The organism is Cellulomonas timonensis (assembly GCF_900046455.1).
In the GTDB taxonomy this organism is placed as follows: domain Bacteria; phylum Actinomycetota; class Actinomycetes; order Actinomycetales; family Cellulomonadaceae; genus Cellulomonas_A; species Cellulomonas_A timonensis.
In genome coordinates, this window is the sequence record NZ_FCOT01000012.1 from 1,028,988 (window position 1) to 1,052,890 (window position 23,903).

Below are 23,903 nucleotides of genomic sequence, written 5' to 3' on the forward strand. Positions count from 1 at the left end.
GGGTAACGAGCGCAGGGGCCCACGGCGTCATCGCCAGACGTCATCGCCAGAGCCCGCCGGTAACCTGGCCCGAGCGCGCGCGTCGGACGACGTCGGGCACGACGCCGACCGACTGCCGGTCGCGGAACCGGAGGCAGCGGGTGGACGAGCACGGCTCGAGCGAGACCGAGGGGACGTTCCGGCTGCTTGTGGTCCCCGGCGCCACCCCCGCGAAGTGGGTGCGGGTGTGGAAGGAGCGGCTCCCGGACGTCCGGCTCGAGCTGGTCCACGCCGAGGTCGAGGACCAGGCCAGGGCGCTCCACGAGGGCCGCGCCGACGCCGCGCTGGTGCGCCTGCCGATCGACCGGGCCGGCCTGAGCGCCATCCCGCTGTACACCGAGACGTCAGTGGTCATCGTCCCGCGCGACCACCTGCTCACCGCCGCCGAGGAGGTCACGCTCGCCGACCTCGCGGAGGAGCTGCTCGTGGTGCCACTCGACGACACGCTCGGCTGGCGTGACGCGCCGGGCACACGCCTGGACGTCGAGGCCCCCGCGACGACCGCCGACGCTGTGGCGCTCGTCGCCGCCGGGGTGGGCGTCCTCGTGGCGCCGCAGTCGCTCGCGCGGCTGCACCACCGGCGCGATGTCACGTACCGGCCGGTCCCCGAGGCGCCGACCTCGTCGGTGGCGCTCGCCTGGGTCGAGGACCGCACCACCGACCTGGTCGAGGAGCTCGTGGGGATCGTGCGGGGCCGCACCGTGAACAGCTCGCGCGGGCGGGGCGCGGGGGCGGCCGCCCCGGCGACCGATGGCGGGTCCCAGCGCGACACGTCGGGCAAGGGCGGCGCGTCAGGCAAGGGCGGCACCCCCGCCAGGGGTGGGGCGCCCGCCAGGGGCGGCGCGCCCGCCAGGGGCAAGGCGTCGGGCAAGGGCGGGGCGCCCGCCAGGGGCGGCGCGTCGGGCAAGGGCGCGGGCAAGGGCGGCGCCGCGCGGGGCAAGGGGCGCCGCGGGCGCTGAGCGCTCCGCGGGCGCACGGCGGGAAGCCTCGACGCGGGGCGATCCCCACGGGATGATCGGGGCGAAAGGCGCATACCGGGCACTCCCGCCGGACCACCCCGCGAAGGAGACACCGATGACCCGTCCTGCCGTCCGTTCCCGACGACGCTCCCTGACCCTCGTGGCCGCAGCCCTCGCCACGCTCGCGCTGCTCGCGACCACAGCCGCCGCCTCCGCCCATCAGCGTCCGCACCCGCCCGCCGCGAAGCCCACCATCGTCCTGGTGCACGGGGCCTGGGCGGACGCCTCGTCGTGGGATGCCGTGACCGCACAGCTGCAGCGGGACGGCTACACCGTCGTCGCGCCACCCAACCCGCTGCGCGGGCTCTCAGCGGACTCCGCGTACCTCAGCGCGTACCTCCAGCAGCGCACCACCGGGCCGGTGCTGCTCGTCGCCCACTCGTACGGCGGGGCCGTCGTCACGAATGCCGCGACCTCCGATCCGGACGTCGTCGGCATCGTCTACGTCAACGCGTTCGCGCCCGCCGAGGGCGAGACGCTCCTGGGCCTGCTGACCTCCGCCGGCCCGCTCGACATCGAGGCCTTGTTCGACGCCGTGGTCTACCCCGGCGCCCCGGAGGGCGACGTCGACCTGTACCTCAAGACCCCGGTGTACACGAACGTGTTCGCCGCCGGGGTCCCCGCCAAGCGCGCCGCAGTGCTCGCGGCGGGCCAGCGGCCCATCACGCTCAGCGCCGCGACCGAGCCCTCGGGCGTCCCCGCCTGGGCCACGCTCCCCAGCTGGTACGTGCTGGGCACGGAGGACCAGATCATCTTGCCGGCCCTGCAAGAGTCGATGGCCACCCGCGCCGGGTCCACGATCACCCGCGTCAAGGCAGGTCACCTGACGCTCGTCACCGACCCCGGCGCCGTCACAAAGGTCGTCAAGGCCGCGGTCAGGCGCCACGTCATGACGCGCGGCGCCTGCCCGCGGCGCCCGGCCGTGCACGCCACGGCCGGGCGTCGCGGGCGCGAGCAGGCCGACGCTCACCGCCGGCGACGCGCCGCTCACGTCGCGCGCTCGGCCTCGTCCCCGTGCACGATCAACGCCCACAGCACCACCATCGACAGGATGATCGCGACGAGCGACCACCACGGCGTGGCCGGCAGCGCGACGAACTGGGCCAGCAGGTTGAACACGATCAAGACGATCGCGATCAGCCGAGCCCACGCGGCGCCGCCGAAGAGCGCCAGCCCGACGAGCACCATCAGCACGCCGATCGCCAGGTGGACCCATCCCCACGTCGAGACGTCGATCACGGCGACGGCGTCGCCATTCGACGCGATCACGGTGTCCGGGCTGAACACCGCCACAAGTCCGGAGATCACCCCGAACAGCCCGACCGTCACCAAGACGGCCGCCGCGAACCACACCCATCCGACCCACGCCGTGACACGTCCCTGTTCCATGGCAGCCCCCCTGCTCCGGTGACCTCATCGTCAACCCAGACCGACCGGTCGACAACCGGGCCAGGGACTACGGCCCGCGTCAGGCGACGGGCAGGCCCTCCTCGACGGCACGCACACGGCCCGCGTCCAGCCGCACCAGGCGGTCGGCAGTGCGCACGGCGCCGGGCCGGTGCGCGATGACCAGCACGGTGCGCCCGACGGCCGCCTCGGCGAACGCCGCCTGGATCTCGGCCTCGGTCTCGACGTCGAGCTGGCTCGTGGCCTCGTCGAGCACCAGCACCGGCGCGTCGGCCAGCAGGGCGCGCGCGATCGCCACGCGCTGGCGCTGACCGCCGGACAGCCGCTCGCCATGCTCCCCCACGACCGTCTCGTACCCGGCGGGCATCGCGGCGACGGCGTCGTGCAGGGCCGCGCGCCGGCAGGCGTCCGCCAACTCGGCGTCGGTGGCGTCGGGGCGGGCCAGGCGCAGGTTCGCCGCGATGGTGTCGTTGAACAGGTAGGTGCTCTGCCCCACGACGGCGACACTGCGGCGCAGGTCCGCCAGGCTCAGGTCGCGCACGTCGACGCCGCCCAGCAGCACGCGCCCGGCCGACGGGTCCCAGCTGCGGGTGAGCAGGTGGACGAGCGTCGACTTGCCCGAGCCCGAGGGGCCCACGACGGCGGTGGTGGATCCGGCGGGGACGCTGAGCGTGACGCCGTCGAGTGCGGCTGCCTTGGCGCCCGGGTAGGTGAAGCCGACACCCTCGAAGACGACGTCGAGCGGGCCGTCGGGCAGCGGGACCGGATGCGTGGGCGAGGTCGTCGCCGGCGGGGTGTCGGTGACCTCCCAGATGCGGCGGGCGCTGGTGAACGCCTGCTCCAGGTCGGGGGCGACGTCCTCGACGGCGAGCACCGGCGCGAAGGCCCCGGCCGCGATGGCGCAGGCCACCACGAGCGACGTCCAGTCGAGGGCGCCGTCGGCGACCCGGAATGCCCCCACGAGGGTCACGGCGACCAGCCCGGCCACGACGAGCCCGGCGTTCACGCCGCGACGCCGCGCCGTCCACGCGCCGAGCACGCGCAGGCCGCCCGCGACCTCCTCGCCGGCGGCGGCGATGTGCGCGCGACGGCGCTCCCCGGCGCCGAACGCGAGGATCTCCCGCACGCCCTGCATGGACTCCGCGACGAGCTGCGCGACGTCGCCGCGCGCCCGTCGCACCTCCATCGCGGCCCGGCCGCTCGACTCGCGGCCCCAGCCGGGGACCAGCGCGCCGACGGTCACCAGGAACGGCGCCAGGGTGAGCGCGAGCACCGGGTCGACCTCGAGTGCCAGGTACGCGAGCACCCCGACGGGCACGATGACGGCCGCGACGGCGGGCACCAGGGTGTGCGCGAAGAACACCTCGACCCTGTCCACGTCCTTCGTGGCCCGCGACAGCAGGTCGCCCGAGCGGCGGGACAGGATGCCGGCGGGCGACTGCGGGGCCAGCCGCGCGTAGAAGTCGTCCCGCAGCATGGTCAGCGCCTTGAACGCGACGTAGTGGCCCGCGAACTGCTCGAGGTAGCGCAGCACGCCCTTGAGCAGCGAGAGCCCGATCAGCGTCCACACGACGGACGCGATGGGCGCCGTCGGGTCGTCGGCGATGCGGGCCACGCCCCACGCCCCGAGGGCGAGCAGCGCGATGCCGAGGGTCTGCGCGGCGAGCCGGCACAGCAGCGACAGGCCGAGGGGCGCCAGCACGGGCCGGCCGAAGCGGACCAGCCGCGCGGAGATCTGCCTCCGGGTGAGCTGGCTCGCCGGAGTGGCCGGCGCCGTCGTGGATGCGGGGGCGTTCATCGGGTGGCTCCTGCGTTGCTCGTGAGGTCGACGGCGCGGGCGTAGTACGAGTCGGCCGCGCGCAGCCGCTCGGGCGGGCCCTGCTCGACGACCCTGCCGCCGACCAGCACGATCACCTCGTCCACGTCCTGCACGGTGGTGAGCCGGTGCGCGACGACAAGCACGGTGCGGCCCTGGCCGGCGCGCTCGAGCGCCTCCACGAGGGCGGCCTCCGACGCGGCGTCCACCTGGGACGTGGGCTCGTCGAGCACCAGCACCGGGGCGTCCTTGAGCAGCGCGCGGGCGACGGCCACGCGCTGCGCCTGCCCACCCGAGAGGCTGACCCCTCGCTCGCCGACGCGGGTGGCCAGGCCGTCGGGGAGCCCGCGCACGTGGTCGGCGAGGTTCGCCTCGGCGAGGGCGTGCCACAGGCGGTCGTCGTCGGCGTCGGGAGCCGCCAGGCGCAGGTTGTCGGCGAGGCTGCCGGTGAACAGGTAGGTGCTCTGGGCGACGACCGAGAGCTGGGCGCGGGCCCAGTCGAGCGGCGTCCCGGCGAGGTCGTGGCCAGCCACCCGCACCGTGCCGGACGTGGGACGCAGGTGGCCCTGGAGCAGCGCGGTGACGGTTGTCTTGCCCGATCCGGACGGCCCGATGAGGGCGGTGCGCCCGCCGACGGGGACGGTCAGGCTGACGTCGTCGAACACCGGGTTGCCGCCCGGGTAGGCGAACCGCACGTGCTCGAGGGCCAGGGCGGACGTGGCGGCGCCATCGTCGGACGCGGCGCGCTCAGCCGTCCTCGCGGGGGCGCGCAGGCTCACGGCCGGGGCCTCGACGCCCTCGGCGTCCACCACGTCCGGGACCGTCGAGAGCACGCCCTCGATCTCCCGCACCGCGGCGCGCCCGCCCATCCCCACGTAGAAGAACTGCCCGATGCGGTCGAGCGGCTCGAGCAGCACCGTGGACACGAGCACCACCGCCACCGCCTGGCCGGGGGTGATGGCGCCATCGCGCAGCCGCGCCATCGCGAGGCCCGCCGCGGCGGTGACCATGCCGAGCGAGAACGCGGAGTCGACGATCAGCAGCACGAGCTGGTTGCCGGCCAGCAGGCGCATGACCTGCAGGCGCAGCTGCTCGGCGGCATGGGCCAGCTCGGCGCCCTTGGCCTCGGCCCGGTGGAACGCCGTCGACGTGGGCAGCCCCTGCAGGCCGTCGAGGAACTGCGCGGCGAACCGCCGGCCCGTGGCGCGGTACTCGTCGGACACCTTGCGGAACACCCGCTGGAAGCCGCCCACCAGCACCGGGATGGCCGGCACGGCGAGCGCGAGCCACCCCGCGACGACCCAGTCGACTGTGGCGCCGAGCACCACGAGCGCGATGAGCGGCACGGTGAGCGACGCGATCATCGGGCCGATGAACGTCGACTCGTAGAACGCGGCGCGCTCGACGCCGTCGGTGGCCGTCGACACGAACCGCCCGGACCGCTGCTGGGTGCGGAACGTGACGCCGAGCCGGAAGAGCTGGCGCAGCAGCACGTCACGGCGCTCGCCCTCGCGCGCGCCCACGCCGACCAGGCTCAGGTGCGAGCCGAGGTAGGCGGAGACCGCGGCGGCGAGCAGGCCGGTGATGACGGTGGCCATCGCGCCCGCGCCGGGCCGCGCGCCCGAGTGTGCGGCGTCCAGCACGGCGCCGATGCCGACGAAGGCCACGGTGGTGCTCGCGGCGGTGGCCCACGTGAGCGCGGCGGGGATCAGCACGACGCGGCGCGGCAGAGCGGGGGTGAGCGGGGAGGCCATGCCCAAATCTTAGGGTTGCCTCGCCTAAGGGTTCGGACGTTGGTCCTGGGCCGCGCGCCCCGGCGCCTGGGTGGCGGACACCGGGCTGCGCAAGAGGTGCGGCCGCCAGTGAAACTGCTCGCGCACGAACGGTCGTCCTTGACGCACAACCTGTCGGGCATCGGACAATTGGGGGGACTGCGCGGTACCACGCGCGGCAGGGGATTTGCCTGTGCCGAGGAGCGCTGCTTGGCTCGCGAGCACAGGTCGCACTGCCGCGATGCACTCGAGGAGCACCCCATGCACGCACGAGCAGAAGAAGCTGCTCACCCCGACGGCCACGATCAGCCATGACGCAGATCATCCGGGTCGGCATCGTCGAGGACGACACGGGCGACCGGGACCACCTGGGCGCCCTGCTGCGCCGATTCGAAGCCGAGAACGACGTGCGACTCCGCATCCACGCCTTCCCCGATGGGAAGGACATCGTGAACAGGTATCGGCCGGACTTCGACATCGTGTTCCTCGACGTGCAGATGCGTCATCTGGACGGCCTGGAGACGGCGCGGCGCATCCGAGAGCTCGACAACGACGTCACGCTCGTCTTCGCCACCCACGTCGCGGGCTACGCCACGCACGGGTACGAGGTCGACGCCATGAGCTACCTGGTCAAGCCTGTGGACTACTTCACGCTCGCCCACGAGATGTCCCGCTTCCTCCGGCGACGGGAGGCCACCACCGGCGCCGTGATCCTCCTGCCGACGAGCAGCGGCATGGCGCGCGTGCGCGTCACCGACATCGTCCACGCGGCCAGCAGCCGCCATCGGATCGAGGTCCACGGCCTCGACCGGAGCTACGTCTTCTCGGGGACGCTCAAGGCCCTGCAGGCCGAGCTCAGCGAAGAGCATGGCTTCTTCCGCAGCAATAGCTGCTACCTCGTCAACCTCCGCCACGTCGCCGAGGTCAGGCAGTTCAGCTGCGTCATGTCGGACGGCGTCGAGCTCACCGTGAGCCGGTCACGCCGCAAGCCGTTCGTCGAGGCGCTCACGAACCACTTCGGGGCGCGCGCGAGCTGAGAACGGCCCGGCGGGCGCGAGTGCGCCTGCCGGGCCGCGGCGTCAGCTGAAGCCGATGGCGCGCTGGGCGACGCGGTAGGCCAGCACTGTCACCCGGCGGCCGGCGGCGCCGGGCAGGTGGCAGATCTGGCCGAGGGCGGACCAGCGGACCTCGCGGTACACGGCGGGGTCCTGCGCGCGCAGCCGCGCCCACAGGCGGTCCTTCTCGGCCAGGGCCTGCGGGGTGCCGGCCCGGATCAGCAGGACCGACGACACCGCAGTGGTGATCTGCGCGTAGTGGAGCAGGTACCGGCGCAAGCGGCGGTCGTGCACTGTGGCGCTGGACAGGTGCTCGAGCATCATCCAGTTGACGCGGAGCTGCTGGTCGATGCGCCGCAGCATCACGGCCTCGTGCACGGACTGGTCCTCGCGCCCGATGAAGTACCGGTAAAGGTCCACGTCCAGGTAGTACAGGGTCCGCACATGCGCCAACGGCACGAAGGCGTACAGGGAGTCCACGTAGAACGTGTGCTCGGGCAGCCGCAGCCCGGACTCGCGCAGCACCTCGGTGCGGTAGATCAGCGCGTGCATCATCAGGTACTGCCGCTTGGCGAACCGCCGCGTCTGCGACCAGGCGAGCTCCCGCCCGCGTGGCAACGCGCCGCCGTACCGCACGGCGGTCTTGGTCCGCTTGCCGACCTTCTCGTACACGAAGTTCGACACCAGCAAGTCGACCGGTCGCTCACCGGCCACGAACCCGCGCAACGTGTCCAGCACCCGCGCGAACGCGTCCGCGTCAACCCAGTCGTCCGCGTCCACGACCTTGAGGTACTCGCCCCGGGCGTGGTCCAGGCCGGTGTTGATCGCCGACCCGTGCCCGCCGTTCGCCTTGCGCAGCAGGTGGAACTCGCCCGGATGCGCGTCGACGTACTGCTGGGCGAGCGCGGCCGTGCCATCCGTCGACCCGTCGTCGACCACGAGCACCTCGACGTCCGGGCCGAACCCGGCCAGGGAGTCCAGGGCCCGCGCCAGATAGGCCTCCGCGTTGTACGCGGGGACCACCACGGACACCACCGGGCTCATGGCGCAAGCGCCTGCTCAGGGGTGGCCTCGGCGGGCACCTGCTTGAAGATGACCTTGAAGATCGGGAAGAACACCCAGAACGAGATCGCGGAGTTGATGATCATCGTGACGAAGTCCGCGAGCGTCTCACCGGTGCCGCCCAGGCCCCAGGTGTCGATGAACAGGTCGTAGATCGGGGTCTTGTACAGGCCCTGCGCGGCGGCGGCGATCAGGGTGATCACGACGTACGCGATGGTGTACCAGATGGCCGCCTTCGTGATCGACGAGTTCGACTTGAAGGTGATGTTCCGCTGCGCGAAGAAGTTGATCACCTGGGCGATCAGCAGGGTGATCTGCACGGCGAGGAAGTACGCCAGCCCGCCGCCACCGGCCGGCAGGGCGCCCGCGGCGTAATCGAAGATGAAGTACTGCGACCCGTCGGGGGTGGACCCGATGGGCCAGATCTGGAACGCGGTGTCCACCAGGGCGGTCATGCCGAAGACCCACTTGATCAGCGGCATCAGCGCGAGCTGCAGCACGGTGATGCCGTTGCTCAGCAGGAAGAACACAGCGAACTGGGCGACACCGGGGCGCGCCGTGGCGAACCGGCCCCAGGCGTCTTTCAGACGGGTGAGCATGGTGAGGTCTCTCTTCTGTGGTGCAGGATCAGGCGTCGCGACGCAGGTCGCGCAGCGTGGCGCGGTTGGCTCGCCGGTTGCGGAAGAAGGCGCGCGCGGTGGCGCCGAAGCCGGTGAGGAAGTGCCCGTTGACGATGCGGACCAGGCCGTCGACCATCTCCGCGGAGACCATGCCGCCGGTCATCTTCCCGACGGCCCGCAGGGGCATGTTCAGCAGGAACAGGATGTTCAGGTCGGGCGCGCCCTTGCGGTCGGCCACGTCCCGGCGCCAGGCCAGCACCCGGTACGCCAGGCGCGCCAGCGGGGAGCGCGCCGTCGCCATCCGGTCCAGGGCGTCGTTCACGGACAGCGGCCCGGACCACTCGGCCGACGGCACGGGACGTCCCAGCAGCGCGGCGAAGTCCGCGTCCGGCACGCCTCGGACATCGCCCGTGCGGTAGCGGGCGGGCACGTCGTCGGCCCGTGCGGGCACAGTGCCGGCCACCTCGACCGGGACCGCCAGCGGCAGGTCGTCGACGTGGGCGCCGGCGAGCACCTCCCAGGAGCCCTGCTCCACTTGCCAGGCGCCTGAGGCGGTGTCCCAGTGCCGGAACGCGGCGTCGCCGAGCGGGACGCTCACCGTCGCCGACTCGCCAGGCTCGAGCTCGACCCGGGCGAACCCGGCGAGCGTGCGCGCAGGGCGGTGCACGCCAGGCGAGACCCGGCGCACGTACACCTGCACCACGTCAGCGCCGGCGACCGCGCCGGTGTTGGTCACGGTGACCGTCGCGGAGCCCTCGGACGCCGACAGGCCGGTGTGCGCGAACGTCGTGTACGACAGGCCGAAGCCGAACGGGAACGCCACCGGCACACCAGCGGACGTGTAGTACCGGTACCCGACGTACAGGCCCTCGCGGTACTCCGCGCTGCGGCCCAGGGCAGGGAACCCGCCCGCCGTCGGGGTGTCGGCCAGCGCCAGCGGCATCGTCTCGGCCAGCCGGCCCGAGGGGTTCACGGCGCCGGTCAGCACGTCGAGCAGACCGCCCGCGCCGGCCTGCCCGGCGAGGTAGCCGTGCACCAGGGCACGCGCCGAGCCCAGCCACGGCGTCTCGACCGCTCCACCGCCGGCCAGCACCACCACAGTGGCGGGGTTCGCCTCGGCGATGGCCGTGAGCAGCTCGGTCTGGACGCGGTGCAGCGACAGGGTCGAGCGGTCCAGGCCCTCGGACTCCGCGATCTCGTCCAGCCCGAGGAAGAGCAGCACGACGTCCGCGCTGCGGGCCGCCTGCACTGCGGCGTCGTGCAGCGGCCGGTCGGGGGTGCCGTCGCGCCGGAAGCCCTGGACGACGGCGCTGACGTCGAGCCCGCTCTCCCCGATCACGTCGAGGACGGAGTCCAGGCGGGTCGGGTTCACAGCCGACGAGCCGGAGCCCTGGTAGCGCGGCGTCCGGGCGAAGTCCCCGATCACCGCCACCCGCGTCCCGGCCGCCAGCGGCAGGATCGCGTCGTCATTCTTCAGCAGCACCGCGGAGCGGGCCGCCACCGACCGCGCGAGCGCGTGGTGGGTGTCGAGGTCGACGGGGTCGGCCGTGCCCGGCTCGCGCGCCTCGGCGACGAGCCGCAGCACCTCCGCCGCACGGGCGTCCAGGTCGGCCTCGTCGAGGCGCCCGGAGCGGACCGCCTCGACGATCTGCCGCACCGAGTCCAGCCCGGCGGCGGGCATCTCGAGCGTGCCGCCAGCCGCGACGGCGGCCACGATGTCGTTGGACCCGCCCCAGTCCGAGACCACGGCCCCGTCGAAGCCCCACTCCTCGCGCAGCACCTGCGTGAGGAGGAACGGGTCCTCATGGGCGTAGACGCCGTTGACCAGGTTGTACGCGGACATGATCGTGCGGGGCTTGGCCTCGGTGACCACGATCCCGAACGCCGTCAGGTAGACCTCCCGCAGCGTCCGCTCGTCCACCACGGAATCCGAGACCATGCGGCGCAGCTCCTGGGAGTTCGCCGCGAAGTGCTTCGGGCAGGCGGCCACGCCCTGCGACTGGATGCCCCGGACGTACCCGGCGGCCATCTTCCCGGCCAGCAGCGGGTCCTCGGAGAAGTACTCGAAGCTCCGGCCCCCGAGCGGGGACCGCTTGATGTTGAGGCCCGGGCCGAGCAGCACGTCCACGTCCTGCGCGGCGGCCTCGGCGCCCAGCGCCATGCCGACGGACTCGGCGAGCTCGACGTCCCAGCTGTTCGCGACCGCAGCGGCGGTGGGGAAGCAGGTGGCGGGCTCGGAGGCGTTCAGCCCGAGGTGGTCGGCGGACCCGACCTGCTTGCGCACGCCATGCGGGCCGTCGGCCAGCCACAGCGACCGCACGCCGTGCCGGGGCAGGTCGTACGTCTCCCACACCGACTTGCCTGTCAGCAGGGCGGCCTTCTCCAGCAGGGTCAGGTTCTCGATCATGGCTTCCTCGATCGTGCGTGGCGGCTCGGACGGCCGTGGGGTGGGAGCCGCGCGCGATCGGCGGACGCGGTGGCGTCCTCGCCGAGGAGCCGCACGCGCGCTCCTTGTTCCTGGTGGTGGCTGCGTCGCCCTCGTCAGGCCGGCGGTGGGGGGCACCACCGGCCTGACGGGGGTTGCTGCCGGGGGGGCTACCCGCTCGGCGTTCCCGCCGTGGCATTGCGGTGCCGCAGGACGCGGCGGGTCACGAGGACCACACCGACCACGACGAGCAGGCCGATGACGATCGTCGCGATGATCTGGATGTACACCCAGGTCGGCGGCGTGTAGTCGACCGTGGCGCCCGGCGCGAGCCCGTTCATCGCGTTGGAGTTCGCGACGGTGAACAGGATGTTGTGCGTCGCCTCGCGGATGTCGCTGACCGCCTTGGCCGAGTCGGTGTCCCCGAAGGACTTCGACGGCTGGAAGGTCAGCGTCAGGTCCGTGCCCGCGCTGATGCCCTGGTTCGGGTTCATGTACGGGTACAGGTTGAAGTCCGAGATCGCGAAGCCCTCGAAGCCCCACTCGGAGCGCAGCACATTCGTCATGAGCGCCTCGGAGCCGCCGGCCCACGTGGCGCCGATGCGGTTGAACGAGCTCATGATGCCGCCCGCGCCGATCGTCGTCTCCGAGATCGTGCCGTCCGCGTCGGACACGTACTGCACGTCCATGGAGATGTCCTTCACGGCCATCTCGAACGGCTTGAGGTAGATCTCGCGGATCGTCTGCTCGGTCGCCCAGGTGGCGATGCCGTTGTTGACCCGGTTGGTCTCCTGCTCATTGAGCGCGAAGTGCTTGAGCGTGGTGTACACGCCCTTGGTCGCCGCCCCGTTGGCCACCGACGTCGCCATCGCGCCCGAGAGGAACGGGTCTTCCGAGTAGTACTCGAAGTTCCGGCCGCCGAACGGCGAGCGGTGCAGGTTGATCGCCGGGGCGTACCAGCCGTTGATCTCCTTGAACATCGCCTCGTTGCCGAGCATCTCGCCCATCGCCGCGCCCAGCTCGACGTCCCACGTCTGCGCGATGAGGAACTCCGACGGGTAGGCCACGCCGTTGATCGAGGAGTTGATGAACGAGGAGAACCCGGCGGGGCCGTCGGGCTCCGTGGTCTGCGGCTTGGCGATCGAGCCGATCGCGGCCGTCTGGTAGGCGCCGTTGAGCAGCATCGAGGTCATCTCGTCGACCTCGAGGGAGTCGAGCAGCTCGTCCCACTTCGGGTCGTCCTTGGCCAGGCCGCGCATGTCGACCAGCGCCAGCTCACTGCCCGCGCCGGTGGTCGGCATCTCGCCGTCGAACTCGGCGGCCACCGCGTCGTAGTCCCAGGCCTCGAAGCCCGCCTGGACCGCGTCCGCCGCGACCAGCATGTCCGCGGTCGGGGCCACCGGGAACGTCCCAGCGAAGTCCGCGCGGGACATCGACAGGATCTTGCCGTCGGCCGGCTCGGCGCTGAACTGCGCCGAGACGTCGTCGAACTGGTTGGTGACCTCGGCGAGGTCGCTCGCGCGGTGGTTCTCCCCGGAGTACACGACGTCGGAGTCGACCGTGTAGGTGATCGGCTCGATGCCCTCGGCGACGGTGTGCGAGTCGGTGCGCACGCTGATCGCGTAGTCACCGGCCTCGAGCACGTACGCGGCGGCGTCCAGGTGGTCGTAGGACGCCATGTCCTCCACGGCCAGCTCCAGCGTGACGGACTCGCTCGCGCCGGGCTCGATCACGCCGGTCTTGGCGAAGTCGCCCAGGACGACCTCGGCCTTCTCGATGCCGCCCGCGGTGTAGGGCGCGGTGTAGTACAGCTCGACGACGTCCTTGCCCGCGACATCGCCGGTGTTGGTGACCTCGACGGTCACGGACACGGAGCCGTCCACGTCGCCCGCCTGGGTGTCAGTGACCGCCCAGGTGAAGTCCGTGAAGCTCAGGCCGTACCCGAACGGGTAGACGACGGCCTCGTCGTAGTCGATGAAGCCCTCGGCCGCGGCGGTCTCGTAGTACCGGTAGCCGAAGTAGATGCCCTCGGCGTAGTTCACGAACGGCGCGTCAGACGTCACCGTCGCGTTCGACGTCGCGGTCTCGATGGAGGACACCGGGTAGGACGCCTCGATGTTCTGGTAGACGAACTCGCCGAAGTTCACGAACGTCGGGTCGGCGGTGAAGTCCGCGGCCCACAGGTCCGCGGTGCGCCCCGACGGGTTCACGTCGCCCGAGAGGATGCGGCCCAGGGCGTTGAGGCCCGTGGCGCCCGGCGAGCCAGCCAGCAGGATCGCGTCGACCTCGGGGTCGTCCTGCAGTGCGCCCATCTCGATGGTCGTGGAGGCGTTGACGACGACGACGACGTTCTCGAAGTTCGCCTTCGCCAGCGCGATCAGGTCCTTCTCGTCCTGGTTCAGCTCCAGCTGGTGCTGACCCGCGACGGCGTTGTCATCCCAACCGGTCATGTCCTGGGTGAGGTCGCCGCCCTCGCCGCCGGGACGCCCGATGTAGACCACTGCCGCGTCCGAGTAGTCCGCGAAGGACGCCTGCTGCGCCTGGTAGTCGCCCACAGGCATCTCGCCGATGTCGTAGGTGGAGATGTCGGGGCGGTCCATCTCGATGTACCCGCGCGGGTTCTCCGCCGCGAAGGCCTCGATCGCGGCGAACACCTGGTCGTTGACCTGGAAGCCGGCGTTCTCGAGTCCGCCACGTGCGGTCACCGCGGAGTTCGTGTCGACCGAGCCGGAGCCCGAGCCGCCGAAGACCGGGTCCGCTGCCGCGCGGCCCAGCATGGTCACGCTCGCGCCCGAGGCCAGCGGCAGCGACGCGCCCTCGTTCTTCGCCAGGACGATGCCGGCGCCGGAGATCTCCTCGACGAGCGCCTTCGCGGCCTCGTCGACCTCCTCGATGCTGCCGAAGTCAGCGGAGTAGTACTCGGTGTCCCAACCCGCGGACTCCTCCGAGTTCGTGAAGGTGTACGTCCCCGACCCGAACTGGGACGCGACCCACCCGCCCGCGATCGACAGCGCCATGTTCGCGACGACGGTGACCACGGTCACCACGGCGAGCACGGGCGCCCAGATCCACAGGAACTTCTTGTTCGACATCGGGCTCTTCACCCGATCGGCGTTCTTCGCCCTGGCGTTCACTGCATTCCTCCTCGAGAGCTGACCGCGATCAGGCCAGGGGCGGGACCAGGGAAGTCCGGCTCGGCGCACGATCAGTCGGTACTGCGGCAGGACCGACCCGCATGGGCGGTCGTCCTGTCCCGCCGCGGGGGCGGGGATCCTGTCCCGCCGGGGCGCGAGTGCCCGCCCGCTCTTCGGCGGAGCGGGCACTCGGCCCAGGTAGATCAGACGGGCGGGGTGTGCGAGCTATTACTCGGTGACCTCGGTGATCTTCCCGTCCTGGTCGATCTGCCACGTCTGGTCGGTGGCGGCCGAGTCGCCGTCGATCGTGTACTTGCCGTCCGAGATGTTGACCGTGCCCTGGATCCGCGAGGCGGCGTCCGACTTCGTGTAGGGGACCACCAGCAGGCCGTACTTCACGGTCGGGGCCTTCACGTCGCTCGCGAGCATGATCTGGGCCCAGGAGTCGTCCTCGGCCAGCGCGTCGGCGACAGCCGTCCGCGCGTTCTCGAGGTCCTCCGCGATGTCGACGTCCGCCGCCTGCTCAGCGGAGGCGCCGGAGCCGCCGTCGTCGCTGCCGCACGCTGCAAGCCCGAAAATGCCCGTCAGGCCGACCAGGACGCCGAGGCCGCTGGTCAGCACCTTGTTTCGCTTCACTTCTACTCCTTGATGAGTTCTGGCCCCGGGCCCACCCCGCGGCCGGTTCCGGGGCGGCCGGCGGCATGTGCCGCCGACCACCCCGGGTTGTGCTCGCGCGGACTAGTCCGCGATCACACCGGCGTAGTTCAGGCCGAAGCCGAATTCGTAGGCGTTGCCAGCCGAGTCGACGTACACCTCGGTGTCCTCGCCGACGTCCTCGAGCTGCGCCTCAACCGCGTCCATGGAGGCGGGGAAGCCGATCGGCAGGCGCCCCTGGGGCTCGGACAGGCCGAGCGCCACCTCGATGAGCGCCTGGTCGCTGATGCCGAAGCCGACCAGGATCGCGTCGGACTTCGCCTCGAACTCCGTCGGGACCGTCGGGTTGTTGGCCTTCAGGACCGTGATGACCGGGATGTCCTTGCCGGAGGCCTCGACGGCCGCCACGGCACGCTCGAACGCGTCGAGGTCCGACTCGTTGGCGATCCGCGAGGTCTTGCCGAAGTAGGACCGGTTCTCCTTGGAGCCATCCGCGAGGATGTCGCCGGCAATCGAGGTCGTCCGGACGTTCGCGCCGTCCGCGGTGTACGGGCGGTACTGCAGCGACAGCGGGTAGAACTCGCCCGTCTCGGTGTCGAGCCCGGCGTTGGTGAAGTTGCCACCGTTGTTCGGGCTGCTCATGCCGACCAGCACCAGGTCGACGTCGCTCAGGTCGGGCGCCGTGTAGCTGACGACCTGCTCGTTCTCGTCCAGGACTGCCTCGTCGGTGACGACCTTCGCGAAGTACTGCTCGGCGGTCTCGATGTCCAGGCCAGGAGCCTCGAGGTACTCGGCCGGGCCGAAGGCGCCGGCGAAGCCCGTGTTGTACGAGCGCGGGATGTAGACGGTCTTGTCCTTCCACGCCGCCGCGTCGGCAGCGGAGATGGTCTCGCCGTCGTTCTTGACCATGACAGCCGAGTCGAGCTGCGCCTGGTAGCCGGCGTCGACCTTGTCGGCGCTGGCGACGATCTTCCGCGACTCGTCGAGGTCGAGGTAGGCGTTCTCGTACAGGCCCGGCTGGAACAGCATGTTCAGGATGCGAGTGCCGGTCTCACGGAAGCGCGTGTCGGCGTCGATCTCGTTCACGCCGGCCTCGAAGTCGGCCTGCCACAGCGCGTGGGCCGCGAGGACCGGAGCGACCTCGTTGTTGCCACCGAACATGTCGTGGCCGGTCTTGAGGATCGCGTAGTGGCGCTCGTCCACCGAGAGGTCGCCGGCGCCCCAGGCGGTGCCGCGCTTGGACTCCGGGTCGGTCACGGACTTCGTGACGCTCCAGTCCGTGACGACGACGCCCTCGTAGCCGTTGTCCCCACGCAGGAGGTTCATGCGGCCCGAGTCGTACGCCGTGCCGACGAGCTCGTCGAACAGCGGGTCGCCGTTGCCGTCGACGGCGATCGAGTAGGCGCTCATGACGGCCGCCGAGTCGAGCGTTCCGAGGAAGGCCTGGGCGTGGGCGTCGAAGTTGTCGCCCGGGTACACGCCGAACTTGCCGGCGTTGGTGTGCGACTCGCGCCCACCCTCGCCCGGGCCGTCGCCGGCCCAGTGCTTGATCATGGCGGCGACGGACTCGGAGCCCCAGCCGTCGGTGCCCGGCGAGCTCTGCAGGCCGTCGACGAGCGCCGCGGCCATCTCGCCGGTCAGCTCGACGTTCTCACCGAACGTGCCGTCGACGCGCAGCCAGCGCGGCTCGGTCGCCAGGTCGATCTGCGGGCTGAGTGCCGTGGTGATGCCCAGGGCGCGGTACTCGGCCGAGGACATCGTCGCGAAGTTGCTCACGTTCTCGACGTCGAAGGTCGAGGCCAGGCCCAGGTTCGAGGGCCAGCGGGAGATGTCCGCGCCCTCGGAGTTGTAGCCGCCGGAGCCCGCGGTCGAGCGCGGGTCGGAGCTGAAGTTGACCGGCACGTACGGCATGTCGGCGGTCGCGAGCGACTCGACGTAGGCCTGCATCTGGTTGGACCAGGTGACATTCGCCTCGACGTCGTTCGGGCCCGCGTTGAGCACGTTGCGGAGGTTGGACTCCGACAGGTACGTCTTCTGCGCGTCAGTGATCCCGTCGGCAGGCGAGCGCTCATGCGAGCTGAACAGCATGAGGCCGGCGATCTGCTCGATCGTGAGCTCCTCGCTCAGGGCCGCCGCACGGTCCTGAGAGGTCTTGCGCCAGTCTTCCCACGTGTCGAGCGTGCCGTTGGCGTTCATGTCCTTGAACGCGAACTTCTTGCCGTCGACCTCCTCGGTGAGCAGCTCGATGCCGCTGTCCGCGCCGTAGGAGAGGACCGGCCCGTCGCCCGGGTTCGTGACGACCACGAACTCCGTCTTGCCGTCCGTGACCTCGCGCGTGGTGAACGAGTCACCCGCTGCGCCGTCCGCGTCCGAGGTGCTGGGTGAGCACGCTGTGAGAGCGAACAGGGCGAGACCGGCAACCGCCGCCGCACCCTTGACGTATCCGCCGCGCCGTCGCGCCGTTGTCGTTGTCTTCATCGACCTTCCCTTGTCGTCTAGCGGCCCTGCCCGCGCGCCGTGGGCGCCGCACCGACCTCGGGCGGAGCACGCGGACGTGCGCGACACAGCGCACTGAAGCGAACCGAACGCGGCCCCGGACGTCGTGGTCCGGGCGCCGCGACGTCAACGTAGGCACGGCCGTAGCACCCGCCTGGCGGGGACGCATGTTCTGTCGATTTCGGTGGACGAACAGCAGCGAATATCACGGAACCATCACGGAGACGGGCCTCGGCACAGTCGTCCTGCCGCATGATCGGGCCCATGCGGGCAGGCGCAGCCCGGCATCGAGGGACTGCGGCTCAGCCGCGGCGGGCACGTCGAGGAGATGGCCCCCGTCGGGCCGCATCTATCCTCGAGCGCAGAGGCTCAGGCCTGCTGGCTGTGGTGGATGGGCCCGTGGAGCCCGGTCAGCGGGGCGCCCGCGCCACCCCACCGATATGCGACGAGCTCGGCGGCGATCGAGACTGCCGTCTCCTCGGGCGTTCGCGCGCCTAGGTCGAGGCCCACAGGTGAGGAGAGCCGTTCAAGCTCGACGTCGGTGAGTCCCACCGCGCGCAGCCGACGGCTCCGGTCCTCATGCGTGCGCCGCGAGCCCATAGCCCCCACGAACCCCAGCGCGTCCGAGCGCAGGGCCACCTCGAGCAGCGGGACGTCGAACCGGGGATCGTGCGTGAGCACGAGCAACGCGGTCCTGCGGTCGGTGCGCCCCGCGTCCGCCTCGGCCGCCAGATACTGGTGGGGCCAGGCGACCACGACCTCGTGCGCGTCAGGGAATCGCTCCGCGGTCGCGAACACGGGCCGTGCGTCGCACACCGTCACGCGGTAGCCGAGGAAACGGCCCATGGACGTCACAGCGGAGGCGAAGTCCGTGACCCCCGCGACGATCATCCGGGGTGGCGCGGCGAACACCTCGACGAGGACGCGGCACCCCGTCCCCTGCCGCTCGCCATCAGGACCGTAGGCGAGCACGCCAGTGCGCCCGGCGCCGACGAGGCCCTCCGCGTCGGCTGCCACGGCGGCGTCCAGTCGCCCCGCCCCGAGCGATCCCGACACCGGGAGCTGCCCGCCCCGCAGCAGCATCTGCAGCCCCACACGAGCAGGGTCGGGGTGCTCGACGATGGTGGCCAGGCCCGCCGGGCGGTGCGCCACCTGGTCCGCGTACAGGTCTCGGGCGAGGGAGCCGGCGCTGGCGGGCGACGCCGTCCCGGGGTCGAGACGGCGCACCAAGATCTCGATCGTCCCCCCGCAGGTGAGGCCGACCGCGAGCGCGTCGTCGTCGCCCACGCCGTACCTGCGCACCACCGCGGTCCCCGTCACGAGCACCTCTCGCGCGAGCTCATAGACATCGCCGTCGACGCAGCCGCCCGACACCGAGCCCACCACCGAGCCATCGGCGGCGACGAGCATCGAGGCGCCCGCCTCGCGTGGCGCCGAGCTCCAGGTCTGCACGACCGTCGCCACGGCGACTGCCTCGCCTCGGTCCAGGCGGGCGATCGCCTCCGTCAGAACGCCTCGCATGTGGCGCCCCCTCCTGCGGCGCCGACCCGGCCCTGGCCAGCAGCGTCCACGTCCACATCCACGTCGCGAGAATGGCCCACGTCGCCGCATTCGACCCGCTGCGGCGCATGCTCCGCGAGGTAGGCCCGGGCGCCGCGATCACCCTTGGCTGCGTGCGCGGCGCCGGACCAGTGGTCGCGGCCGAGCAGCACGGGATGGCCAGGCACGCCGTCGTAGGCCGCCTGCGCGAGGAGGCTCGACCCCTCACTGTCCCGGGCGAGCGCCGCGAGGCGCCCGACCGCGGCCGCGCCCACGCCCGGCGTGTCCACCAGTGTGACGACGACCGCGCGCGCGGCGGTGCGCTCCAGCGCCCGCAGCCCCGCGCGGAACGACGCCGCCATCCCCTCGTGCCAGTCGTCCGCGACCACGACGTCGACTCCTGCGGGGACCAGCAGACGAGCCTCCTCGGCGCCGGCGCCGAGCACGACGACGCACGGCGCGCAGCCGCCGTCGAGCAGCGCGTGCGCGCGGTCGGCGAGCCAACCCCCGACGAGCGCCTTCGGCCGTCCGTACCGGCTGCCCGAGCCGGCGGCGAGGAGCAGGCCGGCGACGTGCGGGGCAGTCATCCCGACCGGCCGGCGCGGTCGCGCAGCCGAGGCAGGACGTGCTTCTCGTAGAGGTGCAGGAACCTGCGCTGATCTGCCCCGGGATGGTGGAAGACGAGGTGGGTGAAACCCATGTCCACGTACTGCCAGATGCGCTCGACGTGCTCGTCCGGGTCGTCGGAGACGATGAACCTGGAGGCGGTGCGCTCGGTGGACAGCGCGTCGGCGAGCCGCTCCATCTCCATCGGGTCCTCGACCCCCGTCTTCTCCTCGCTCGACAGTGCGAGGGCGCCCCAGAAGCGCGTGTCCTCGAGCGCGCGCTGCCGGTCGGTGTCGAAGGAGACCTTCATCTCGATCATGAGGTCGAGGTCGCCCAGCTCGCGGCCGGCCTGCTCGGCGCCGGCGGCGAGCGCCGGGAGCAGCGTCTCGGTGTACAGGCTCCGGTCCTTGCCCGACGTCGTGATGAAGCCGTCCCCGACCCGGCCCGCGAGCCGGGTCGCGGCGGGCCCGGAGGCGGCCACGTAGATCGGCACCTGCTCCTCGGGCCGGTCATAGATCGTCGCGCGGTCCACCTGGTAGTGCGTGCCCTCGATGGTCACGCGCTCACCCGACCAGAGCGCGCGCATGAGCGTGATCGCCTCCTTGAATCGCGCGAACCGCTCCTTGCCGTCTGGCCACTGCAAGCCGAGGGGGGCCTCGTTCATCGCCTCGCCCGTGCCGATGCCGAGGACCACGCGCCCCGGGGCGAGGCAGCCCAGGGTCGCGAAGGCCTGCGCGACGACGGCGGGGTGGTACCTGAAGGTCGGCGTCAGCACGCTCGTGCCCAGGATGACGCGCTCGGTGCTCGCCACGAGCGCGCCCAGGAGCGGCAGGGCGGCGGGCGCGTGCCCGCCCGTGTGCCGCCACGGCTGCAGGTGGTCCGACACGAAGACCGAGTCGAACCCTGCGCGCTCCGCGAGCACCGCGAGCTCGACGAGCTCCCGGGGGCCGAACTGCTCGACAGAGGCCTTGTAGCCGAATCTCAGCATGGGGTGTCTCCTTTCAGGCCCATGGAGCGGGCCGTGCCGCGGTCCGCGCGGCGATGGTGGGGTCGAGGGGCGGCGCGGCGTCAGCGGCGTCGCGTGAGGTCCCGGTCGGAGCCCGCAGCGGATGGCCCTGCCCGCAAGGCGGCGCGCACCGCGTCGCCCACCAGCGCCCGCACCCGATGGCGCGCGTGCTCGGTGCCGGCGGCGACATGCGGGGAGACGAACGCCGCCAGGCGGAGGAGCTCGTGGTCATGCGGCACGGGTTCGGACTCGAAGACGTCGAGCGCCGCGGCGCCGAGCCGTCCGCTGCGCAGCGCGTCGACGAGCGCGGCCTCGTCGACGAGCCCGCCGCGGGCGGCGTTGACCAGCACTGCCCCGGGGCGCATCCGCGCCAGGCGCGCAGCGTCGACGAGGTGGTGGGTCGCGGGCGTCAGGGGCGCATGGAGCGTCACGACGTCGCTCTCCGCGAACAGCGTGTCGAGGTCGACCTGGCGGGCCCCGTGCTCGTCGACAGGGTGCGGGACCACGTCGTGGTAGAGCACGGCGCTGCCGAATCCGGCGAGCCTGCGCCGGACCGCGCGCCCGATGGCGCCAAAGCCGACGATGCCCACGGTCACCGCGCCGAGCTCGCGGCCAAGGGGCTGCGAGGACCATCCGGCGGTGCGCAGGCCACGGTCGGCCCCGACCGCGTCGCGCAGGGCGATGAGCATCGCCATCACCGTCCAGTCGGCGACGGCCTCGGCGTTGTACCCGGGGGCGCTCACCACCTCGATGCCCAGCGCGGCGGCGGCCTCGACGTCGATCACGCCGTCGAGTCCGACGGACGGCTGCACGACGAGCCGGCAACGGTCGAGGCCCGCCAAAGTCGCGGCGTCGAGGCGGTAGCGCCGGGAGGCGTCGCCGATGACGATGTCGGCACGCGCGAGGTCGTCCGCGAGGTCGGCGATCGTCACGTCGCGCGGGGCCAGTGCCACCGTGCAGGGCGTTGCCGCATCGGCGAGCCAGGAGTCGAGCAGCTCACGGGGGTAGTCAGACAGGCAGACGATGTGCACGCGGCACCTCTCAGGGAGGGGAAGGTCAGTCGGGCAGGGCGCGGCTGCGCACCACCTTGTCGAGGTCCAGGGCCATGCCGAGCCCTGGGGCCGTCGGGCAGTCCACGGCGCCGTCGACCGGGAGGATGGGGGCGGCCAGCACATGCTGGTAGAGCGGCATGAGCCGCGACAGATACTCCATCTGGGGGACCAGCGCAGGGGACGCGGCGAACGAGACGGCCGCGTTGCACTGCAGCGACTGGCCGTGGGGCACTGCCTGCCCACCAGCCGCCCCCACCACGGCGAGGATCTTCATCGTCTCGGAGATGCCGCCCGCCCAGTGCGGGTCCGGCTGGTACAGGTCCAGGACGTCGGCTGCGACCAGCTCGGCGAAACCCCACCGGGTGTACTCGTGCTCCCCGCCCACGACCTGCACGTCGGGGGGCAGGCGCCGGCGCAGCATCCGGTACCCGGCGAGCTGGTCCGCCGGCAACGGCTCCTCGATCCAGCGCAGCCCGAGTCCCGCTGTCGCGCGGGCGACGTCGACGGTGAACGGCACGTCCCACGAGCTCCAGGCGTCGAGCATGATCTCGACGCCGTGGCCAGCCGCGTCACGCACCGTGCCGACGAGCTCGACGATCGCGTCCACACCGGCAGCCCCGTCCTCGGGCCCCCACCGGGGGAACCACTTGAGGCCGCGGAAGCCCTCGGCCACGAGCTCGCGCGTGCGCCGTGCCACGTCCAGCGGGTCGAGCGACTCGCCCAGCGTCGAGACGTACGCCGGGATCCGCTCGCGGGTCGGGCCGCCGAGCAGCACGTGCGCCGGCACGCCTAGCGCCTGGCCGCGAATGTCCCACAACGCGCAGTCCACTGCCGACAGCGCCACCATGCCGGTGCCCTTGCGGCCGTGGATCGCCGAGCGGTACAGCACGTCCCAGATCCGCTCGGAGGCCATCGGATCCTGCCCCAGGAGCAGCGGCCGCAGCACGCGCTGGATGGTGAACGCCTGCTCCGGCGACAGCTGGGTGACCGTGCCGGTCCACCCCTCGTCGGTGTCCACATGCAGGAGGATCGAGCTCACCTCGAACCGGTCCGGCGCGACCTCCACGAACGCCTGCGGGCCTGACGCCCGGAACTCCGGGTAGACGTCGGTGGGACGCCGGAGCCGGTCGAGGAAGACCCCGCCCGGGGCCTCGACGACTCCCGTGTACTCGACGCACCGCACGTCAGTGATCTTCACGTCGCTCTCCTCTCCAGGAACTGCTGGACGGCAGCCGCCACACAGTCCGCCGTGCGCGTCCACGACGCCTCGCCGTACAAGTCGGCGAGGCCGAGGACGGGCACATCGAGACCGTGGCCTGGGAGCACTGTCCCCGCCACCACGACCACGGGAACCCCCAGGCCGCGCGCGCGCTCCACGAGCCCGCCGACAACCTTGCCCTGGCGCGAGCCGGCGTCGAGGCAGCCCTCGCCGGTCACCACGAGGTCGGCGCCCGCGAGCGCAGCGTCCAGCCCGGCGTGCCGCGCGACGAGGTCGACCCCCGGCACGAGCCGCGCTCCGAGGGCTGCGGGCCCCCCCCCGAGGCCCCCTGCCGCGCCGGCGCCAGGCAGCCGTCGGACGTCCACGCCGAAACGCGCGCGGTAGCCCGCCGCAAGCGTCTCGAGCCGGCGCGTGAGCATGACGACCTGCGCGGGGTCGGCGCCCTTCTGCGGCCCGAAGACCCTCGCGGCGTCGAGGAACCTGGTGGTCACGTCGCAAGCGACCACCACCTGGGCCGCCGCGCCAGGGCCCCCCAGCGGCCCACGCCCCGCGAGGACCTCGACGGCCCCGGCCCCGCCGTCTGTCGTCGCGGAGCCACCGAGGGCCACGACGATCTCGCGGGCGCCTGCGTCGAGCGCCGCCGCGACGAGCTCGCCCGTGCCGCGGCTCGTGGCCTCGAGGGGCGCGTTGCCCTCGGCCCCGCCGACCAGCGCGAGCCCGGAGGCGCGCGCCGCCTCGACCACCGCGACGCCGTCGGCCCGCAGCAGCCAGGCGGCGTCGACCGGGCGGCCGAGCGGGTCGCTCACGCGGGTGCCGCGATCCGGCCCGCCGAGCACGTCGAGCGTGCCCTCCCCGCCGTCGGCGAGCGGCAGCGCGTCCCCCGTCCATCCCGCGGCGCCGGCGCCCGCGAGGATCGCGGCGGCGCCATCGGCCGCGCTCGCCGAGCCGCGGAACTTGTCCGGCGCCGCCAGCACGCGCCCCC

Annotated in this window: 17 protein-coding genes and 1 pseudogene; 3 read left to right on the top strand and 15 right to left on the bottom strand. The window is 72.4% G+C overall.

Going from position 1 to position 23,903, the window contains the following annotated elements:
- Positions 1–140: 140 nt before the first annotated feature.
- Together BN3788_RS13255 and BN3788_RS20245 are read left to right on the top strand one after the other, a co-directional pair.
- Complete coding sequence (locus BN3788_RS13255; protein WP_066586768.1) at positions 141–998, top strand: LysR family substrate-binding domain-containing protein; 858 nt, start codon at positions 141–143, stop codon at positions 996–998.
- A 115-nt stretch (positions 999–1,113) separates the two neighbouring features.
- Positions 1,114–1,899, top strand: a pseudogene (locus BN3788_RS20245) (alpha/beta fold hydrolase); the annotation flags it as partial.
- A gap of 146 nt (positions 1,900–2,045) precedes the next feature.
- Here the strand turns inward: BN3788_RS20245 and BN3788_RS20250 are convergent.
- The 3 genes from BN3788_RS20250 to BN3788_RS13270 all read right to left on the bottom strand — a co-directional run bounded on the left by BN3788_RS20250 (position 2,046) and on the right by BN3788_RS13270 (position 6,035).
- Positions 2,046–2,447 carry a DUF7144 family membrane protein gene (locus tag BN3788_RS20250; protein ID WP_082812925.1) on the bottom strand — a complete coding sequence of 134 codons (402 nt, stop codon included), beginning with the start codon at positions 2,445–2,447 and terminating at the stop codon, positions 2,046–2,048.
- Positions 2,448–2,526: 79 nt separating this feature from the next.
- Positions 2,527–4,263: a thiol reductant ABC exporter subunit CydC gene (gene cydC / locus BN3788_RS13265; RefSeq protein ID WP_066586771.1), complete on the bottom strand. Its 1,737-nt coding sequence runs from the start codon at positions 4,261–4,263 to the stop codon at positions 2,527–2,529.
- Positions 4,260–6,035 carry an ABC transporter ATP-binding protein/permease gene (locus tag BN3788_RS13270; RefSeq protein ID WP_066586772.1) on the bottom strand — a complete coding sequence of 592 codons (1,776 nt, stop codon included), beginning with the start codon at positions 6,033–6,035 and terminating at the stop codon, positions 4,260–4,262. The genes cydC and BN3788_RS13270 overlap by 4 nt, the downstream gene beginning before the upstream one ends.
- A 329-nt stretch (positions 6,036–6,364) precedes the next feature.
- Between BN3788_RS13270 and BN3788_RS13275 the strand changes: the two genes are divergently transcribed.
- Positions 6,365–7,090 carry a LytR/AlgR family response regulator transcription factor gene (locus tag BN3788_RS13275; RefSeq protein WP_066586774.1) on the top strand — a complete coding sequence of 242 codons (726 nt, stop codon included), beginning with the start codon at positions 6,365–6,367 and terminating at the stop codon, positions 7,088–7,090.
- A gap of 42 nt (positions 7,091–7,132) precedes the next feature.
- Here BN3788_RS13275 and BN3788_RS13280 read toward each other — a convergent pair whose 3' ends face one another.
- The 12 genes from BN3788_RS13280 to BN3788_RS19340 form a co-directional block, all read right to left on the bottom strand.
- Positions 7,133–8,152 (bottom strand): glycosyltransferase family 2 protein, encoded by a 1,020-nt coding sequence (locus tag BN3788_RS13280; protein WP_066586777.1) that lies wholly within the window; start codon positions 8,150–8,152, stop codon positions 7,133–7,135.
- Positions 8,149–8,769, bottom strand: a complete 621-nt coding sequence (locus BN3788_RS13285; protein WP_066586779.1) for a hypothetical protein — start codon at positions 8,767–8,769, stop codon at positions 8,149–8,151. Before BN3788_RS13285 ends, BN3788_RS13280 begins: the two co-directional genes overlap by 4 nt.
- Before the next feature lie 28 nt (positions 8,770–8,797).
- Positions 8,798–11,197 (bottom strand): glycoside hydrolase family 3 C-terminal domain-containing protein, encoded by a 2,400-nt coding sequence (locus BN3788_RS13290; RefSeq protein WP_066586781.1) that lies wholly within the window; start codon positions 11,195–11,197, stop codon positions 8,798–8,800.
- 188 nt (positions 11,198–11,385) lie between these two features.
- Positions 11,386–14,349: a glycoside hydrolase family 3 C-terminal domain-containing protein gene (locus BN3788_RS13295; RefSeq protein ID WP_066586783.1), complete on the bottom strand. Its 2,964-nt coding sequence runs from the start codon at positions 14,347–14,349 to the stop codon at positions 11,386–11,388.
- Positions 14,350–14,577: 228 nt separating this feature from the next.
- Positions 14,578–14,985, bottom strand: a complete 408-nt coding sequence (locus tag BN3788_RS13300) for a hypothetical protein (protein ID WP_066586785.1) — start codon at positions 14,983–14,985, stop codon at positions 14,578–14,580.
- 102 nt (positions 14,986–15,087) lie between these two features.
- Entirely contained in the window at positions 15,088–17,481 is a 2,394-nt protein-coding gene (locus BN3788_RS13305) for a glycoside hydrolase family 3 N-terminal domain-containing protein (RefSeq protein WP_066586788.1), read from the bottom strand.
- 387 nt (positions 17,482–17,868) lie between these two features.
- A complete protein-coding gene (locus BN3788_RS13310) occupies positions 17,869–19,020 on the bottom strand; it encodes an XdhC family protein (protein WP_066586791.1) in 1,152 nt (383 codons plus the stop codon).
- Positions 19,005–19,625, bottom strand: a complete 621-nt coding sequence (locus BN3788_RS13315) for a nucleotidyltransferase family protein (RefSeq protein ID WP_066586794.1) — start codon at positions 19,623–19,625, stop codon at positions 19,005–19,007. The genes BN3788_RS13310 and BN3788_RS13315 overlap by 16 nt, the downstream gene beginning before the upstream one ends.
- Complete coding sequence (fgd, locus tag BN3788_RS13320) at positions 19,622–20,632, bottom strand: glucose-6-phosphate dehydrogenase (coenzyme-F420) (RefSeq protein ID WP_066586799.1); 1,011 nt, start codon at positions 20,630–20,632, stop codon at positions 19,622–19,624. The genes BN3788_RS13315 and fgd overlap by 4 nt, the downstream gene beginning before the upstream one ends.
- A gap of 80 nt (positions 20,633–20,712) precedes the next feature.
- Entirely contained in the window at positions 20,713–21,681 is a 969-nt protein-coding gene (locus BN3788_RS13325) for a 2-hydroxyacid dehydrogenase (RefSeq protein ID WP_066586802.1), read from the bottom strand.
- Between the two features lie 25 nt (positions 21,682–21,706).
- A complete protein-coding gene (locus tag BN3788_RS13330) occupies positions 21,707–22,900 on the bottom strand; it encodes an enolase C-terminal domain-like protein (RefSeq protein WP_066586805.1) in 1,194 nt (397 codons plus the stop codon).
- Positions 22,897–23,895, bottom strand: a complete 999-nt coding sequence (locus tag BN3788_RS19340) for a glycerate kinase (protein ID WP_066586807.1) — start codon at positions 23,893–23,895, stop codon at positions 22,897–22,899. Before BN3788_RS19340 ends, BN3788_RS13330 begins: the two co-directional genes overlap by 4 nt.
- Between the last annotated feature and the right edge of the window lie 8 nt (positions 23,896–23,903).